Here is a 16,198-nt window from a genome sequence, read left to right on the forward strand (position 1 = left end):
AAGGGTGTATCTCACTTTTGTAAATTTTGCGTAGGGTGCGTTAGGGGTGGGCTCGCCCTGATTTTCTACCTCTTCGCCACCATTGAAATAGCCCACCCCGTAACGCACCACCGAGTCAAACAGCAAAAATGAGATGCACCCTGGGGAGATGGGGAGATGGGGAGATTTTTATTAAGTTCGTAGGGTGGGTTAGGTGCGGCCAGGATTTTGAGGAATTACCAATCAGTTTTTATCCGCACCGTAACCCACCTTCTTCAAATTTCGCCCCTGACTACTAACGCTTTGTAATTAATTAAACCCAACCAAGCTACTGCAAATGTTGGGTTGAGGTACGAAACCCAACCTACACGCTAAGGCGCACTTTATGCATGTTAAGAGTCTTTCCAACCAATGACTAATTTGGCGTACTTGATCTCTACTTCCATATCTATCTCTGGGTATTTTTCATCCAGTTCCATCAAGAATAGTACAAAGGAGCGGGATTGAAGCTTGGCAGAGATATCCTCGAAGACTTCACTGACCCAGAACAGCTCCTCTTGGTCACAGGCATTGAGTATAGCCTTAGCCGTTATAAGATCCGAACCAATTACCTCGGTTAATTTTTCCCAGTAATCGGTGACTCTGGGATCGTTTACGTGTAGTTGAATAATCTCTTTAAGGAGCCGCTTGACTTCTGCTATTTTGCTTTCCAGTAATTTAGGATTCTGGTTAGTCATTAGTTGGGAGTCTTTTTTAGATTTCTTTGATACTAGATTTTGAAGTGCGGAATGTAGATTCTGATCACCTTCAACAGTAAACCTTGGCCAAAAGGCCACGCTTGTGGCCTTCGGCCTCCGCTGCGCGAACGCGAACAACCTGCTAACCTTGGCTAAAAGGCCACGCTTGCGCGTTCAATATCCTAACCTTAAACCTTCTAACCTTCAACAGTAAACCTTGGCCAAAAGGCCACGCTTGCGCGTTCAACCTCCTAACTTTCTGCTAACCCTAAAAAAAATAGCCGTAGAAATAATTTCCACGGCTGGCTGAAATCCACAGTAAGTCGATTTCACTACTTATGTTATATGACTTTGTTCCATGACCAGTCCCATCATTATCCTACTTGATAAGACCTGGTCTTTTAGCTAGGGGGAAAACCCCCCAGCTGCTTAAAATCTTAATCCAGAATTAGGTACCTGGTCAAAGTACTAATCACTTCGCCAGGCATGCCACTCGGCTCCAGAGGAGTCCACTCATAAAGTTCTGCGTAGCCCTGGTTATACAGGGAATAGATGGTATTCATTACTGCTTTACGGGAGCCCTTTAACCTGTGCTCAACCGGTTCTTTCTTCCCGAAAAAAATCTGAGAAGTATCCCCCGGAATTAGATGCTCTGGATTATTGTATGGATTCGGAACAAAGTCTGTAAACATGATTAACAACTTCAATTAGTTTTTATATCATAATCATAACGATTATATTTTTAGTTGTCAAGAGATTTTATCATTTTTTTTGTAAGTTATCAGCTATCAACTACAGCGGTTTGCAATTCAGTGAGGTACAAATTTCTGGATTTTAGGGAACAGGGAACAGGGAACAGGGAATAGGGAATAGATAAGAGGAAAGAGGAAAGAGGGAAGAGGGAAAACAATCCTGTGTACCTGATAGTTATGCAAACCGCCGTATCAGATTTTGAATAAGGAATGTAGCGCGGATTGGGGGTTATATAAAGCTAAAAACCTTAGTTTTAGAGGTAATAAATGTTAAGCTATGCTCTGAAATAGCCGCTACGCTATCGCTTTTTTTTTATTTACTTTACCCTAAAGTAGTTATCATTTTTTTTAGTAACTTTTGGGGTGCATCTCACTGTATTTATGCCACCACTCATGGGGAGGGTATGACAATTACCCTTAATAAAAATCTCCCCATCTCCCCATCTCCCCATCTCCCCATCTCCCCATCTCCCTATCTCCCCATCTCCCTATTTCCCCACCCTCCCCTTTTTTTAGAAATATAAGATGCACCCTTCTCAAACCTAGTTATACTGATTACGTCCAGCCATCACACCACCATCTACATCCCAGACCGCACCAGTTACCCAACTCGCTTTCTCAGAAAGTAGATAAACCACAGCTTCAGCAACATCGGTAGGTTTTCCTACTCTGCCAATGGGATGGAAACTATTGAATCCTTCTAGGGCAGAATGGACTTGTTCTTTGGGGATGAAACCTTCGTAAATGGGAGTTTCTACTACCGCAGGAGATACCCCATTAACTCGAATATTATATTTTGCTAGTTCTATGGCTAAATGTTGGGTTAGGGAGTGTAAACCAGCTTTAGCCATAGAGTAGGCAGAAGACGGAGTAGCTTCTATGGCTTGTTTCGCCCACATCGAGCCAATATTAACGATTGCACCAGGTTTGCCATTATTAATCATATTTTTGACAATTGCCTGAGTGATGAAAAAGGTTGCTTTATTTATATCCAAATAGAGATCATAATCCTTTTCTTCATACTCAATGAACGGTTTAGGGAGAAACACTCCTGCTGAATTTACTAGTAATGTGGCATCACTATGATTGACATTTAAACGATCAATTAAATCATTTCTCATCTGTGGATCAGAGATATTAGCTAACTCACCCACTACCGTTCCATATTGACTAAGTTCCGTTACTGCTTCTTCCAGTTTAGGCTGACGTGAGCCAATTAAAACCGCAGCACCACCCTGCTGAAGAATTAATTGAGCAACCGCTTTACCCATACCACTTGTGCCACCAACAACAACGATTTTTTGTCCGGCAAATGCTTGTGACATGATTATCTCCTTAATTGATTGATAGATTGATTTGATTTTTATTACCTACTAGAAGGTAGACAAAGGAATAAAAAAAATTATTCCTTGATTAGCTGTGTAGGGTGCGTTAGGGACGGGCTCAACCTGATTTTATCGCTAGCCAGTATTAGAACAGTCCGTTCCGTAACGCACCACCGGGTCAAACTGATAGCTTCTCTTCCAGACATGCACCAGTAATCTGATCAAAAGCAGCACTACTATCTTCTGCAACACGGGCTAATAATTGCGCTCCTTGTAAAATGGAAAGTAGCATTTTTGCTTCCACCTCCACCGATTGGCTACACTGCCAAGCCTGGGTTTCACAGCCACGGTGCAATAGTCTAGCTAACCAAGATTCAGTGACAGAAAAGAAGCTTCTGATCTCTGCTTGGATTTCGGAATTTAAAACAGTCAAATCTGCTGTCAACATTCCACACAAACAAATTTTATTGTCTTGCAAACCATCTCGATAGAGATTCACAAACTCTCTCAATTGTGCTTGTGGTGTTGTTTCCTGTTGCTCAATCTCAACACATTTCCGTGCCAAGTTTTTTTGGTATCGTTTCACTAATTCCTTTACCAAATCATCCTTGGATGGAAAATGGTAATGGATACTAGCCTTACGGATACCTATTTCTTTGGCAATGTCGGCGTAACTAAAGGCACTATAGCCTCGGTTGCGCACCATGGATTGAGCTACATCTAGGATTTGTTGAGCAGTTTTCTGTTTCATGACTTTAGACTACCTACTACTAGGTAGGTTTGTCAAGTCTTTTTTTGAAAAGGGAGTAGGGAATCGGGAATCGGGAGTCGGGAATCGGAACAGATGTAGGGTGGGCAGTGGATCACACCGATTCATTTGTTTGCCATCCCCTGACTAAGCACTGCCCACCAACGGACTAATTGATGTTGGTGAGAATCGGGAATCGGGAATCGGGAATCGGGAATCGGAACAGATGTAGGGTGGGCAGTGGATCACACCGATTCAGTTGCTTGCCATCGCCTGACTACCCACTGCCCACCAACTGACTAGATGTAGGGTGGGCAGTGGATCACACCGATTCATTTGTTTGCCATCCCCTGACTAAGCACTGCCCACCAACGGACTAGTTGATGTTGGTGAGCAGAAACACCTCCAGATGGGATTTCCCCTAATGTTAAGAATTAATACAGCAATAGCAACACTTGGTCATACCAGTGGTATATTGACGCTACTTGAGATTTATGCTGTGAGTAAAGCTCAAATCGCCATTAAAATTCCTTCAACCCTTCTCCCATAACTCAATAGCTGCTAGGTTGAGCAAACTGGCAGGTCAAAGACTGATGTGATTGTTGGTGCGATCGCGCTTATACCTGGCTGTGTTGAAAACATTCCCATCACTCAGACAATGGCTTAATTTTAGACAAGGTTGTTGTAATGTGAGGGAATCAAATGTCAAGTCAGCTTATGCCAGGAGAAACTCCTAAGACTAACTCTGCTATATCAAAGTTAGAGTCTGCTATTCAACGTTATACTAATACACTGACTAAACTTGAAGACACTAGCTGGCCAGGGAGCATCCCATTTTGGCAAATATATCTTTTTAAGTGGGCGGTAAAATCACAATCATACAGCTTAATGCGGTATGTTTCTTCCAAAATGGGCTCCTCCCGCTCGCCATCAAAACAAATAGTTCTAGAAGTTTTGACTGCTCGTGATACAGTTCAAGCCGAATTAAGCAATCAATCACAGATTCCTATAGGAAGCTTGATTAAAGTTAACGATCTAGATAACCGATTAAAGAAAGAGACTAATAAGATTACCACAGTAGTAGATCTAACTGAATGGCATTCTATTTTGAACCCTAAAGTAGAAGCTTGGTGGTGGTTCTTCAAACCTCCAAAGCATCGATGGGATTATCTGGACTGGCTATGGAAAATACTGACCGTTGTATTTCTAACATCGTCGTTGAGTTTAACCGTAGACATTTCCTCACGCTTTCTGAGTGGTGGACCAGATACCTTAGGGGCTTTTGTTACTGCTACTCAGAGCGTCCTAACACTATTGGCTGGTAGAAGCGCTCTAACCAAACCTGGACAGGATTCAATCAAACGTGCTCTTACCCGTTTGAATATTCCTAAATATTTTTGGGAAGAAGTAAGTTGTGGCATTGCCTTCAGTCTTTTCCTCATTTCTGTTACCGTTCGTTTGTCGTTACCTCAGATTGCTGTTTTTTATAAAAATCTTGGTGATCGATACATTGTTGAAAAGAGTCCTCCGGAATTTGCTTCAGCCATATCAAGCTACAAACGAGCACTAGTCCTTAATCCTGACTATGTTGAACCTCATCATCAATTAGGAGTAGTTTATGAGAAACTACAAGACAAGGAAAAGGCGATCGCTGAATACAAAATTGCTGTACAAGATGACTTGGACTCTGCTTATAATAACTTAGGTAGAATTTATATTCTCGATAAAAAATATTATCAAGCTACTTCCTTGTTACTAATAGGTCTATACGTAAATGAGAAAAAACTAAATGAGAAAAAACTAAATGATAATGATAAATTATTGAGGTACTATTTGCTTAAAAACCTGGGGTGGGCTCGGCTAAAACAAAATCGCTACGCTGAGGCAAAACGTTATCTCCAGAATGCTATTAATTTAGAGAATAAAAAGGCACCAGCTTACTGTTTACTAGCCCAGGTACTAGAAGAAGCAGGTGACAATAATACTGCAATAATTATGAAGAATTGGGAATATTGTCTTGAATATGCCTCCTATTATAATATAGATGAGGACAAATGGATTGGCCAAGCTAGACAGCGCTTAGAAACTGGGTTAAATAAACAGTTGCCCAATAAACAATGAAAAACATAGTAGCTGCTTTGACAATCCTTGGTATTACCGTTGCACAAGGTTTTACAAATCAAGTTATTGCCGATGAATTACCTGTAGGAACTGTGGACACAGCTCAGGGAGTGGGTAATATCTTCCGCTTACCTGAAAACGTTTCCATTCCTGTATCAATAGGTGAAGAACTTTATCGTGGTGACTTCCTAAGAATAGATAAGGGAGCTTATGTAGTCATTGAGTGCCACAACAAGAACAAATGGACTATACCTGAAGGTATTTTGGTGGGCGTGAATAATGGTTGTGAACGACCAATCAACCCATTTAGCGAAAACCCTCTGGAGAAGGGTCGCTTCTACCGTGCTGATGATGGTCTTGGTCCATTTGGTCCTGGCAGGAATGCTGGTACTGGTTCCAGGTAGCCCGAGCTTTCCAAAGTGGGAACTTAGGATATAGCGCAGGATTTCGTCAAGTATTGATTACAGAGACAAGTTGATGTTGGTGAGCAGTGGTTAACACCCATTCATTTGCTGGGAAAGCGGGTTCCTAGCCACTGCCCAGCATCCCAGGGAAAACCGTGCTAGCCATAAACCAGCCTAAGGATTTTATCTTAAGATTCCCCTTTCCGGTCTGCTTGTGACCAAGTCAGTAACGCCTAAATTCAAGCCACATCGGCACTGAAAAGTTCCAATTGCTTGGGTTTGGTAGCACTGACTTCTACTTTGTTGAGAGCACATACAATAGACCGTCCAACATGGCGAGAGACTGCTGGAGGAAGTGCATTCCCAATTTGACGATACTGGGCAGTTTTTCCTCCTACAAACTCCCAGTCATCGGGAAAGTTTTGTAGCCGAGCCGCCATGCGCAGGGTTAATCGGGGCAATGCATCAATCGGGGTTTGGGAACTGGGCGGAGAATTGGCAATGCCTTTACCATCGACTCCCAGTTCTGCCCACTTTTTCTTGGCTCGTGTCGGGCCAAGGTCAGCCCCGCCATGCTTCTTGGAGCCACCAACTAATGTGGGAGCGATCGCTTGTGCTTTACTCATCCATGCCTCTGCCCCAGGCCAACCGTCAGAACTCATCAAATCTCCAATCGTGTTAGCGACAGTTGGAGGTTCAGGAATAGGTTCAGGCCATTCAAAAAAAGGGAGATACTCTTTTCTGAGGGCAACCAAAATAAACCGAGGACGGAGTTGGGGCACACTATAATCCGATGCATTCAGTACCCGCCACTGCATGATCATACCCATCTTCCGAAACTCAGAATTTAATGCCGTTCGGTAGTCAGCAAACTTCTTACTGGAAAAGCCTCGCACATTTTCCAACAGTACAGCTTTGGGTTGTACCTGATGAATTAACCGTAGGGCATCCGGAAATAAATCACGCTCATCATTCCCCCCCTTTTGCTGCCCCGCAATCGAGAAGGGAGGGCACGGAACCCCTGCTGCAAAAAGGTCTACATTTTCATAGGAAGAGCAGTTTAAGCTGCGGACATCACACAATTGGGGGTTCCAGCCAGAACGATTCTTCAGAAGCGTTGCATGGGCATACTTGTCATTATCAAACACGACCAGGTGCTTAAAGCCAGCCTGTTCTAAGCCCAATGCCATTCCCCCAGCACCCGCACAAATTTCAATAGCAGTTAACTGTTGTGTCACCTCTGCCTCCAGTTATTGTTCAGATCTTGGGTTCAGCTAAGAGCGTTCGCGTAGCGTGACCTACGGTCAATCGCATCCGTGAAGGACTAACCCTAAATGTACAGTACACGTTACACTTGTACGAGCTTTATGAAGGTTAAACAATTTGGACGCCAAACTCGAAAAGCTCTTTAGCACCCTTGATTCTATCAAAAACTTTGAATCCCGCTATGGCAAAGTAATTCGAGATGCGATGGATTACGTTATTGATGGTGAACGAATGGGGCGCACTCGACTTGCAGAAGTAGAGAAAGCGGAGAAAACGATTTTCGGAATCAAAGTAGAAGCTTATCTGCGTCATGAGTTTAGATGGAAAAGAGGAAGCAAATTAGATTTCTACTTGATTGACATTGAATTTGATTCAAAAGCAACAATTGGGAAAACGTGGATGATACCTCCTGAAGCAATTGGGGAAATATGCCTCCTGACACGCATCAATGAAGACGAGATGTTTTTCCAAGCAGGGCTTCTGAGAGCCAACCCAGATATGTTGACTAAAGGTAGCAACCAAGACAAGAAAAAAAGTGTTTCCGCTGTGGGTAAGCAACACATTAAATGGCTTATACCAAACGGGGAAATACCAACCTAAACAGGCAAGGGGTCTCCCGTTATACCCGGAGGGTTAGCGGGAGACGGGGCGTATAAAGTGCGGAAGCAGGTTCCGCACACAGCCCCTTGGGAATTGCCTGACGGGGTATCAAGGTTGCTGGACATAACTCTTTAATTGCTCAATCGTCACTCCGCCACAAGAAGCCATAAAATAAGATCCTGTCGGTGAAAACTTTCTTGTCTCCATAAAACCGTCTCAAGTAATTATAAAATTCTTGACGAACTAACCTACTGGTTACAGTCTTTACGTTTGCTATCAACTTGACTGGAGCGACTTTGGGGTTAAGGTCAACAAGCAAGTGAATATGGTCTTTCTCTCCGTTAAACTCTATTAAATTGCAATCCCATTTAACACAAGTGTCAGAGCAGATTTGTTTCAATCTAATCAAGATTTGCTACGATAGATATGACTTGACGTCTGTATTTGGTCACTAGTACAATATGTACAGTGAAACAATAAACCGACCTATTATTCTTTGTATAGTTGCTTTTAATAATTCGATAAATGCTACAATAAAACCATGATACTCACTTATTGCTACAAAATCAAACCCAGCCCTGAGCAAATAACCACAATGGAAAAGTGGCTTGAATTGCTTCGCCGCCATTGGAATTATGCTTTAGGACAACGGCTTGATTGGCTCAATCGGACTCGTTGTTCGATTGACAGATGTAGTTTAATCAGTGAACCAATTGGTGAAATTCCAGAAACGGTCAATTATTACACTCAGCAGACAGCTCTTAAAGAAACCAAGCGACTGTTTCCTGAGTACAAAAAAATTTATGCAGAGACTCAACAAGTAAATTTGCAGCGTCTTAATAAGGCGTGGGATAGGTGGCGGAAGCCTGATGAAGCAGGCAAACGTGGAGGCAGACCTCGGTTCAAAAAGGCTGGAGAACTTAGATCGTTTGTATTTCCTAGGATCAATAGTTTAAAGGCGGGAGCGCACCTGGTTGGTGGGATTTTAAAGCTAAGCCGAATTGGGTCAATGCCTGTCGTAATGCACCGACCATTGCCCGTAGGGTTCACCCTTAAGCAATGCACTATCGTCAAAAAGGCCGATGGTTGGTATTGCTGTATCTCAATCAAAGATGATGCAGTGCCCGAGCTTTTGCCTATTGATTCTGTCAAGTCTGCCGTCGGAATTGATGTTGGGCTAGAAAAGTTTTTGACTACTTCCGATGGCGAGGCAATACCTATACCGCAGTTTTATCGGAGAGCTCAAGATAAGCTAGCTCAAGCTCAAAGAGTAATGTCGCGCCGTGTCAAAGGCTCTAATAACTGGAAAAAAGCCAAGCACAAAGTGGCTCTGATGCACCTTCATCTAACTCGTTGCCGAAAAGAGTTTCATTATCAGGTTGCTCATTGGCTGTGTAGCAAATACGATCTAATCTCTCACGAGAAATTAAACATAAAAGGACTTGCTCGAACTAAATTAGCAAAATCAATACACGATGCAGCTTGGGGAGCTTTTTTGGAAATATTACAAGCAGTGGCGGTCAAACGCGGCTTGTTAGCCCAGGAAGTCAACCCACGAGGTACAAGTATTGAATGCTTTAATTGCGGTTCCAGGGTTGAAAAAAGTTTAAGCGATTCGGCGAAGCCGACGCTGCGCGAACGCATTCATTGCTGTTCTAGCTGTAATGTCAAGATTGACCGCGATTGGAACAGTGGTATTAACATCTTAAATCGTGGATTATTGGCGGTTGGACTGCCGCTCAATGGCTGTGGTAAATCAATACAGGATATTGTTCGCGCAAGCGGAGGCCGTAGGCCACGCTACGCGAACGGCTCCGCCGAGGAACAGCAAGTCTCATTTGTGAATTTGAGAAGCCCACATCATAATCTTTGATTTGATGTGGGAGTAGTCACAACTCTCTGATTTATAACTAATATCATCTCCGGGGGTAGTGATTGAAAACACTTTTATATGCTGGTGATAGAAGTTTTGGAACACCTAAAGATGTGCTGGGGTCTTCCGTTTGAGGGGATAAAGGGACAAGGCTACTAATCCAAGCTACTATTTGCTTTTTTTTGATCACTCATCGTATCTTTTGCTGTAGCTATACATCTCTATATCGGTAGCCACAGCAAAATTTACTTTTTTTTTTGGTAAATGTAGGATAGGCAGTGCATCACACCAATTCAGTTGCTTGCCATCCCCTGACTAAGCACTGCCCACCAACAGACTAGTTGATGTTGGTTAGCAGAAACACCTCCAGACGGGATTTCCCATAATGTTAAGAATTAATACAGCAATAGCAACACTTAGTCATACAAATGGTATCGAATAAAATTTAGATTTATGCTGTGACTAAACCTCAAATCGCCATTAGAATTCCTCCAAGGGTTTTCCGATCACTCAATAGCTGCTAGGTTGAGCAAACTGGCAGGTCAAAGACTGATGTGATTGTTGATGCGATCGCGCTTATACCTGGCTGCACTGAAAACAATAGAAAAAGAATTTTCAGGTAGTATCTGGAATTCCTTCGCAAAGCCTGGTAGTAACACATAGATAACCAATGAACACTACCGATTGCTGATGAAGTATCTTCGACCTCGAAGGGCTTGCGAAATCCTCGGAGTATCAGAGAAAACCCTAAGGAATTGAGAGCAAGCAGGAAAAATTAAAGCCAAATGTATCTGAAAAGATTCCCATCACTCAGATAATGGCTGAATTTGAGACAAGGTTGGTGCAACGAAAGGCTGAAATTAGAGGGAAATCAGATGTCAAGTAAGCTTATTCTAGAAGAAACTCCTAACACTAACTCTGCTATATCAGAGTTAGAGTCTGCTATTCAACGTTATACTCATGCACTTACTACACTTGAAGATACTAGCTCGCCATCAAAAGAAACAGTTCTAGAAGTTTTGACTGCTCGTGATACAGTTCAAGCAGAATTAACCAATCAATCACAGATTCCTACAGGAAGCTTGATTAAGGTTAACGATCTAGATCACCGATTAAAGCAAGAGACTAATAAGATTACCACAGTAGATCTAACTGAATGGCATGCTATTTTCAACCCTAACGTAGACGCTTGGTGGTGGTTCCTCAAACCTCCAAAGCATCGATGGGATAATCTGGATTGGCTATGGAAAATTCTGACAATTGTATTTCTCATATTGTCTTTGAGCTTAACCGTAGACATTGCCTCACGCTTTCTGAGTGGTGGACCAGATAGCTTAGGGGCTTTTGTTGCTGCTACTCAGAGCGTCCTGACAATATTTGCTGGTAGAACCGCTTTCACAAAAACTGGACAGGAGTCAATCAAACGTGCTCTTACCCGTTTGAAGATTCCTCACTATTTTTGGGAAGAAGTAAGTTGTGGCATTGCCTTCAGTCTTTTACTAATTTCTGTTACCGTTCGTTTGTTGTTACCTCAGATTGCTATTGTTTATGAAAATATTGGTGATGGATACAATAACAATAACAAGAATACTCCGGAATTGGCTGCCGCCATATCAAGCAACGAACGAGCACTCCTCCTGAATCCTGACTACGTTGAACCTCATTATAACTTAGGAGAACTTTATGAGAAACTACAAGACAAGAAAAAGGCTTTAGATGAATACCAAATTGCTGTCGAAGATGACTTTGAACGTGCTTATAATAAATTAGGAAGAATGTATATTATTGACGAAAAATATTATAAGGCTAGTTCTTTGTTACTAAGAGGTATAGAACTAAATAATGAGAGCGAAAATGAGACTGATAATACTGTAAATCCAGTCATATCCAAATTATTGAAAAAACTGGGGTTGAATTCGATAAAACAAAATACCTCTACCGACGATGAGAAAGTGAAATACAATTTGCGGAAAAACCTGGGGTGGGCTCGGCTAAAACAAGAGCGCTATGCTGAGGCAAAACGATATCTCAAGGATGCTATTAAGTTAGATAATAAAAAGGCACCAGCTTACTGTTTGCTAGCGCAGGTATTACAAGCAGAAAAAAACGAAGCAGGTAAAACAAACACGGAAATAACGAATAATTGGATATATTGCCTTGCATATGCCTCCTCTTATAATATAGATGAAGACCAATGGATTAAGGAAGCTAGACAGTACTTAGAAACTCACTTAAATCTAGGGAAGAATCAAGTTATTCCCGATGAATTACATCTAGAAACTGTGGAGATAGGAACTGTGAAGACAGCTGAGGGAGTGGGTGAGAGCATCCTCTTACGTGGTAAAAGGGATCCCATTGCTGTATCCAAAGATGAACCGCTTTATTCTGGTGACTTACTAAGAATAGATAAGGGAGCTGATGTAGTTATTAATTGCGACTACAACAACAACAAAAAGAATCACAAATGGCATATACCTGAAGGTATTTGGGTGGGCGTCAATAATGGTTGTCGGCAACCTAAATCCATTGAGTAAATCTATCATTTAGATGTAGGGTGGGCAGTGCATCACACCGAGTCATGTGCTTGCCATCGCCAAAGTACCCACTGCCCACCCTACAATTAATCTGAGCTGACTTTTTACCTCAATAGGGAACGCGCACCAAAAGAGCGATCGCATTCAACAGACCTAATAACCTTGGCCTTTTGGCCACGCTACGCGAATAACCTTCTGGTGCGTTACGGGGCGAGCTTTACCAACACTTGCTACGAGGTTGAATATGATGGCAAGCCCACCCCTAACGCACCCTACGCCTGCATTCTAAATTCTAAATTCTACATTCTACATTCTTCCTTCAACCATCCAAATCCCCTTCCATCACAGCTGCGATCGCATGTTTAGCATTATCCTGGAATTCCTTGAAATTCACTTTACCTAGGAACCAAATTGCTACTATCATCCCTGCGGATTGGAGAGCAAACACGACACCATAAGCCAAGACTGGGGTAGTGAAAATTGCTCTACCTACATCAAGGATCACACCACCGCTGGCTACTGCTATGCCTCGTGCCATGGCTTGCGCTAATCCCCATGCCCCCACAAAGGTGCCAGCCGCTTCTGCTGCGGTTAGGTCTAACATCAAACTGAGAGCTCCTGTGGTAGCGATACCAGCAGAGAAACCAAATAAGAGTAAGGTTCCCTGGAATAGCTGAGCATTTCCGGTAAATCCTGACATAATAATCAAGATAAAGCAGATAGATACTCCTAGACAGCCTAATTGAGTGGTTTTGCGCTTACCCAAATTGGGAATGAGGAAAAACCCAGTCGCGCTCAAGCTCATCAACATCCCAATCCCCCAGTAGCTATTCAGTAGAGAGGTTTCAGGAATTGACATATTAAAGACTTCTCCCCCATAGGGTTCTAGCACCGCTTCCTGGAGAAATAGGCTGATGGTCATGATCACCAAAAAGGTGAAAAACAGTCCAGTTTGGGGACTAGCCGTTAATAGTTTTAGGGATTGGCCCAAGGTAATCTGGTCTTCGCGATTCGCTAGGATAGAACGGGAAGAATAGCGCGAGTATTTTTTCTCGATTCCAAAGGTGGCTAATACCGCTAGCCCGAACACCATTAAGGGTACGAAGAAAAACAGCCCAGTAATTGATGAGCGCAATACTTCCAGGGATGTATCAATATTATCTAATCCCTTCAGCAAAATTTTGCTACTGATGCCGCCAATGGCAATACCTACAGTCATCATTGACCAGATAATACCGATTAATTTCCCACGGTTATCTTCATCAGAAATATCCACTAATAAGGTAAAAAAGGTAGTGGAACTCATACTCACAGCCATACCGTAGAGAGCAAAAATTAGAGCCCCAAGAGCAACCCAACTATAAGCTGGAATTGACCATGTCCAACCTCCAGCCCCTTCGACGAGATTACCCAATTGCCAGGTGATTTGTACCGCTAAGGATAGGATAATCATAAATAACCCGCTTCCCATCCAGACGTAACCAGTACGGTGATATCCAAAGACGGGTTTAGTATCCGAGAGCTGACCAAACCATACCCGGGCTGGGGCAACAAACAGCGAGATGGCTAGGATGCCCCCAGTAATTGAGGCTGGAATACCTAGCTCGTCGATCATCACTCGGTTGAGCACTCCTAGGGTAAGCACTGCCAAAATCCCTAATCCCATCTGGAACATACCAAGCCGGAACATGGTAAATAGATTAATCTTGGGAAGTGTTTGGTGCTTTGCTAAGGAGGGAGGCTCAGACTTGACTACATTACTGGTTTTCATCGGTAGAGTTTCAGTTTATAAGTGTCGGGAATCGGGAATCGGGAATCGGGAATCGGGAATAGTAGGAAAGAGATCCGAGGATTGTTTGGTGTTATAGCGCTACGCCCAAGGCAAAAGGCAAGAGGCAAGAGGCAAAAGTTGACTACAACAGCTTTTGCGGCTTGTATCAATGTCAAACACTTTAATGCGTAGTGCTATATGAGAAATTAGCATTGGGTTTCATGATCGATTTGCATATGCTATAGGTAAATGCTATAGCGAAATGGCTTAAATCAAATCGCTCAATGGGTTAGCTTAATGGAAGCTTGATGGGATTGGCCTTGGCCAAAAGGCCACGCGGGGCGCGTTTGGCCACGCTACGCGAACGCTTTCTTGGTTAGCTTAATAGAATAGGGATAGCAATTGATGTAATTGTGTTTACCAACTCAAGGCACCAATAATTGCTCAAACCTTTACCTGACAAGCTTTTCAATTCCCTGATCCGAAGAAGCAAATTTTTCTGTTCTCTGTACCTAGCGCTATAAATGCGATTGGCCGTAGGCCACGCTACGCGAACACTTTCATCGGATAGGGACATCGGATCGATAAATGCGATTGGCCTTGGCCAAAAGGCCACGCTACGGGAATGGCCACGCTACGCGATCGCTCCCGATTCCCGACTCCCGATTCCCGACTCCCGATTCCCGACTCCCAAACCAGATGTAAAAAACCTACCCCTGTGAGCCCCGTTACAATCTTCGCGCGGGCAGGATGCCCACTCTACTGCTAACCCTCTCAACATCTCAAGGCATCCATTCCAACCCAATCCCCACCCGACTATCCTTATTTTCGATAGAATTCTGTTTCTCAATATCCGTAGCAAGCCGCAAATTGGGAGTAATGGCATAACCAAAGGAAAGCTTGCTTATCCCGACCTCATCACTACTGCCAATAGACACAAAACTCTGAGTGAAGGAAATATCAGCGGCACCAGTCCGAGACAAAACCAATAGCAACCGCGCTCCCACATTTACCCCATCGGTAGAGTAACCATCAGTCTCCAAATTGCGATAACCCACCATCGGAGCAACATTGAAATAACTCCCTAAGGGCAGCAAATAATACCGCAAATCTACCCCAAAGGTTTCTCGCTCACCATTAAACGAAGCCTGATAATCCCCACTCACCGTCAAGCCAGAATTACCAATAAACACATCTTCTACTCCCACATTCACCCCTGCTGCTTGTCCATTAGAGGGAAACTGGGAGTAACCGAACCGCAACCGAGTGCGAAAACTGGGTTGATGGCGAATATCCTGCCAAACATCCGGCACCTCCTCTAGCCAACGCTGTAGCACCGGACTGCCTTCGATTACCTCTGGACTTAAATCCAACTCCTGGGCTGCTGAATTACCAGGAGGATCAGACTGGGGGGACTCTGGTAACTTATCTGGAGTAGGCTGAGGCGGATTGCCCTGGGTTTCCTCTTGGTTGCCTGTAGTCGAGTCCGGTACTGGCACCGTTTGACTCCCAGCTCGGTAAGCAACTGTGAAGGTAAAGGTTAGTCCCAGTAATCCCGTTTTTAGATACTTAAGTCCCAAATTTTTTAACACTCAACAATAAAAAATACACTAACAGAACTGACGCACCTATACCGATAAAACTTCTGTCATTCTTGTATCATTTCCGGATCTAAGGGAATAGGGAGGGAATAGGGAGTAGGGAACAGGGAATAGGGAATAGGGAATAGGGAGTAGGGAGTAGGGAGTAGGGAATAGGGAGTAGGGAGCAGGGAGCAGGGAGTAGGGAGCAGGGAGCAGGGAGCAGGGAGCAGAGGGAGAGGGTTTTACGGTTTGTTTTTTAACGGAATAAAATTCAATTTAAATGCACAACAGGTTAAGTATTAGAAACGCTATAATTACCCTTACTAAAAATCTGCCCCATCTCCCCATCTCCCTATCTCCCTATCTCCCCATCTCCCTATCTCCCCATCTCCCTATCTCCCCATCTCCCCATCTCCCCATCTCCCCATCTCCCTATCTCCCCACACTCCCCTCTCTTTCCCTGTTCCCTGTTCCCTGTTCCCTGTTCCCGATTCCCGACTCCCAG

Annotated in this window: 17 protein-coding genes and 1 pseudogene; 7 read left to right on the plus strand and 11 right to left on the minus strand. The window is 43.5% G+C overall.

Annotated elements, in window-relative coordinates; all coding sequences use genetic code 11:
• Positions 1-128: 128 nt before the first annotated feature.
• On the plus strand, positions 129-278 hold the full coding sequence (locus F6J99_RS28040; RefSeq protein ID WP_293117527.1) for a hypothetical protein: 150 nt from the start codon (positions 129-131) through the stop codon (positions 276-278).
• 93 nt (positions 279-371) lie between these two features.
• Here F6J99_RS28040 and F6J99_RS28045 read toward each other — a convergent pair whose 3' ends face one another.
• From F6J99_RS28045 to F6J99_RS28070, 6 genes are all read right to left on the minus strand, one after another.
• Positions 372-716, minus strand: a complete 345-nt coding sequence (locus F6J99_RS28045) for a hypothetical protein (protein WP_293117530.1) — start codon at positions 714-716, stop codon at positions 372-374.
• Between the two features lie 437 nt (positions 717-1,153).
• Positions 1,154-1,408 (minus strand): hypothetical protein, encoded by a 255-nt coding sequence (locus F6J99_RS28050; protein ID WP_293117532.1) that lies wholly within the window; start codon positions 1,406-1,408, stop codon positions 1,154-1,156.
• Between the two features lie 89 nt (positions 1,409-1,497).
• Positions 1,498-1,626 carry a hypothetical protein gene (locus F6J99_RS28055; protein ID WP_293117534.1) on the minus strand — a complete coding sequence of 43 codons (129 nt, stop codon included), beginning with the start codon at positions 1,624-1,626 and terminating at the stop codon, positions 1,498-1,500.
• A 159-nt stretch (positions 1,627-1,785) separates the two neighbouring features.
• Complete coding sequence (locus F6J99_RS28060) at positions 1,786-1,920, minus strand: hypothetical protein (RefSeq protein ID WP_293117536.1); 135 nt, start codon at positions 1,918-1,920, stop codon at positions 1,786-1,788.
• Between the two features lie 90 nt (positions 1,921-2,010).
• Positions 2,011-2,793, minus strand: a complete 783-nt coding sequence (locus F6J99_RS28065) for an SDR family oxidoreductase (RefSeq protein WP_293117538.1) — start codon at positions 2,791-2,793, stop codon at positions 2,011-2,013.
• Between the two features lie 178 nt (positions 2,794-2,971).
• Positions 2,972-3,544, minus strand: coding sequence for a TetR/AcrR family transcriptional regulator (locus tag F6J99_RS28070; RefSeq protein ID WP_293117540.1), 573 nt, complete (start codon positions 3,542-3,544; stop codon positions 2,972-2,974).
• Between the two features lie 951 nt (positions 3,545-4,495).
• Here F6J99_RS28070 and F6J99_RS28075 point away from each other — a divergent pair.
• The gene (locus tag F6J99_RS28075; protein ID WP_293117542.1) at positions 4,496-5,662 is read left to right on the plus strand and encodes a tetratricopeptide repeat protein; all 1,167 of its coding nucleotides are present in this window, start codon (positions 4,496-4,498) and stop codon (positions 5,660-5,662) included.
• The gene (locus F6J99_RS28080) at positions 5,659-6,066 is read left to right on the plus strand and encodes a hypothetical protein (RefSeq protein ID WP_293117544.1); all 408 of its coding nucleotides are present in this window, start codon (positions 5,659-5,661) and stop codon (positions 6,064-6,066) included. The genes F6J99_RS28075 and F6J99_RS28080 overlap by 4 nt, the downstream gene beginning before the upstream one ends.
• A gap of 239 nt (positions 6,067-6,305) precedes the next feature.
• On the opposite strand, the gene dcm is transcribed toward F6J99_RS28080, so the two are convergent.
• Positions 6,306-7,304, minus strand: a complete 999-nt coding sequence (dcm, locus tag F6J99_RS28085) for a DNA (cytosine-5-)-methyltransferase (protein WP_293117546.1) — start codon at positions 7,302-7,304, stop codon at positions 6,306-6,308.
• A 145-nt stretch (positions 7,305-7,449) separates the two neighbouring features.
• Between dcm and F6J99_RS28090 the strand changes: the two genes are divergently transcribed.
• Positions 7,450-7,932, plus strand: coding sequence for a NaeI family type II restriction endonuclease (locus F6J99_RS28090; protein WP_293117549.1), 483 nt, complete (start codon positions 7,450-7,452; stop codon positions 7,930-7,932).
• A 108-nt stretch (positions 7,933-8,040) separates the two neighbouring features.
• Here F6J99_RS28090 and tnpA read toward each other — a convergent pair.
• Positions 8,041-8,518: pseudogene (gene tnpA, locus F6J99_RS28095) on the minus strand (IS200/IS605 family transposase).
• A 9-nt stretch (positions 8,519-8,527) separates the two neighbouring features.
• On the opposite strand from tnpA, the gene F6J99_RS28100 reads away from it, so the two are divergent.
• Positions 8,528-9,805 carry a transposase gene (locus tag F6J99_RS28100; RefSeq protein ID WP_293117551.1) on the plus strand — a complete coding sequence of 426 codons (1,278 nt, stop codon included), beginning with the start codon at positions 8,528-8,530 and terminating at the stop codon, positions 9,803-9,805.
• Positions 9,806-10,680: 875 nt separating this feature from the next.
• Entirely contained in the window at positions 10,681-12,339 is a 1,659-nt protein-coding gene (locus F6J99_RS28105) for a tetratricopeptide repeat protein (RefSeq protein WP_293117554.1), read from the plus strand.
• A 319-nt stretch (positions 12,340-12,658) separates the two neighbouring features.
• Here F6J99_RS28105 and F6J99_RS28110 read toward each other — a convergent pair whose 3' ends face one another.
• Entirely contained in the window at positions 12,659-14,110 is a 1,452-nt protein-coding gene (locus F6J99_RS28110) for a BCD family MFS transporter (RefSeq protein WP_293117557.1), read from the minus strand.
• The gene (locus F6J99_RS28115; RefSeq protein ID WP_293117560.1) at positions 14,107-14,280 is read right to left on the minus strand and encodes a hypothetical protein; all 174 of its coding nucleotides are present in this window, start codon (positions 14,278-14,280) and stop codon (positions 14,107-14,109) included. The genes F6J99_RS28110 and F6J99_RS28115 overlap by 4 nt, the downstream gene beginning before the upstream one ends.
• A gap of 354 nt (positions 14,281-14,634) precedes the next feature.
• On the opposite strand from F6J99_RS28115, the gene F6J99_RS28120 reads away from it, so the two are divergent.
• Positions 14,635-14,832, plus strand: a complete 198-nt coding sequence (locus F6J99_RS28120; protein ID WP_293117562.1) for a hypothetical protein — start codon at positions 14,635-14,637, stop codon at positions 14,830-14,832.
• Between the two features lie 60 nt (positions 14,833-14,892).
• Here the strand turns inward: F6J99_RS28120 and F6J99_RS28125 are convergent, their stop codons facing one another.
• Positions 14,893-15,702 (minus strand): hypothetical protein, encoded by an 810-nt coding sequence (locus F6J99_RS28125; protein ID WP_293117565.1) that lies wholly within the window; start codon positions 15,700-15,702, stop codon positions 14,893-14,895.
• Positions 15,703-16,198 lie beyond the last annotated feature (496 nt).

Origin of the sequence: Moorena sp. SIO4G3 (assembly GCF_010692305.1) — a bacterium.
In the GTDB taxonomy this organism is placed as follows: Bacteria; Cyanobacteriota; Cyanobacteriia; order Cyanobacteriales; family Coleofasciculaceae; genus Moorena; species Moorena producens_A.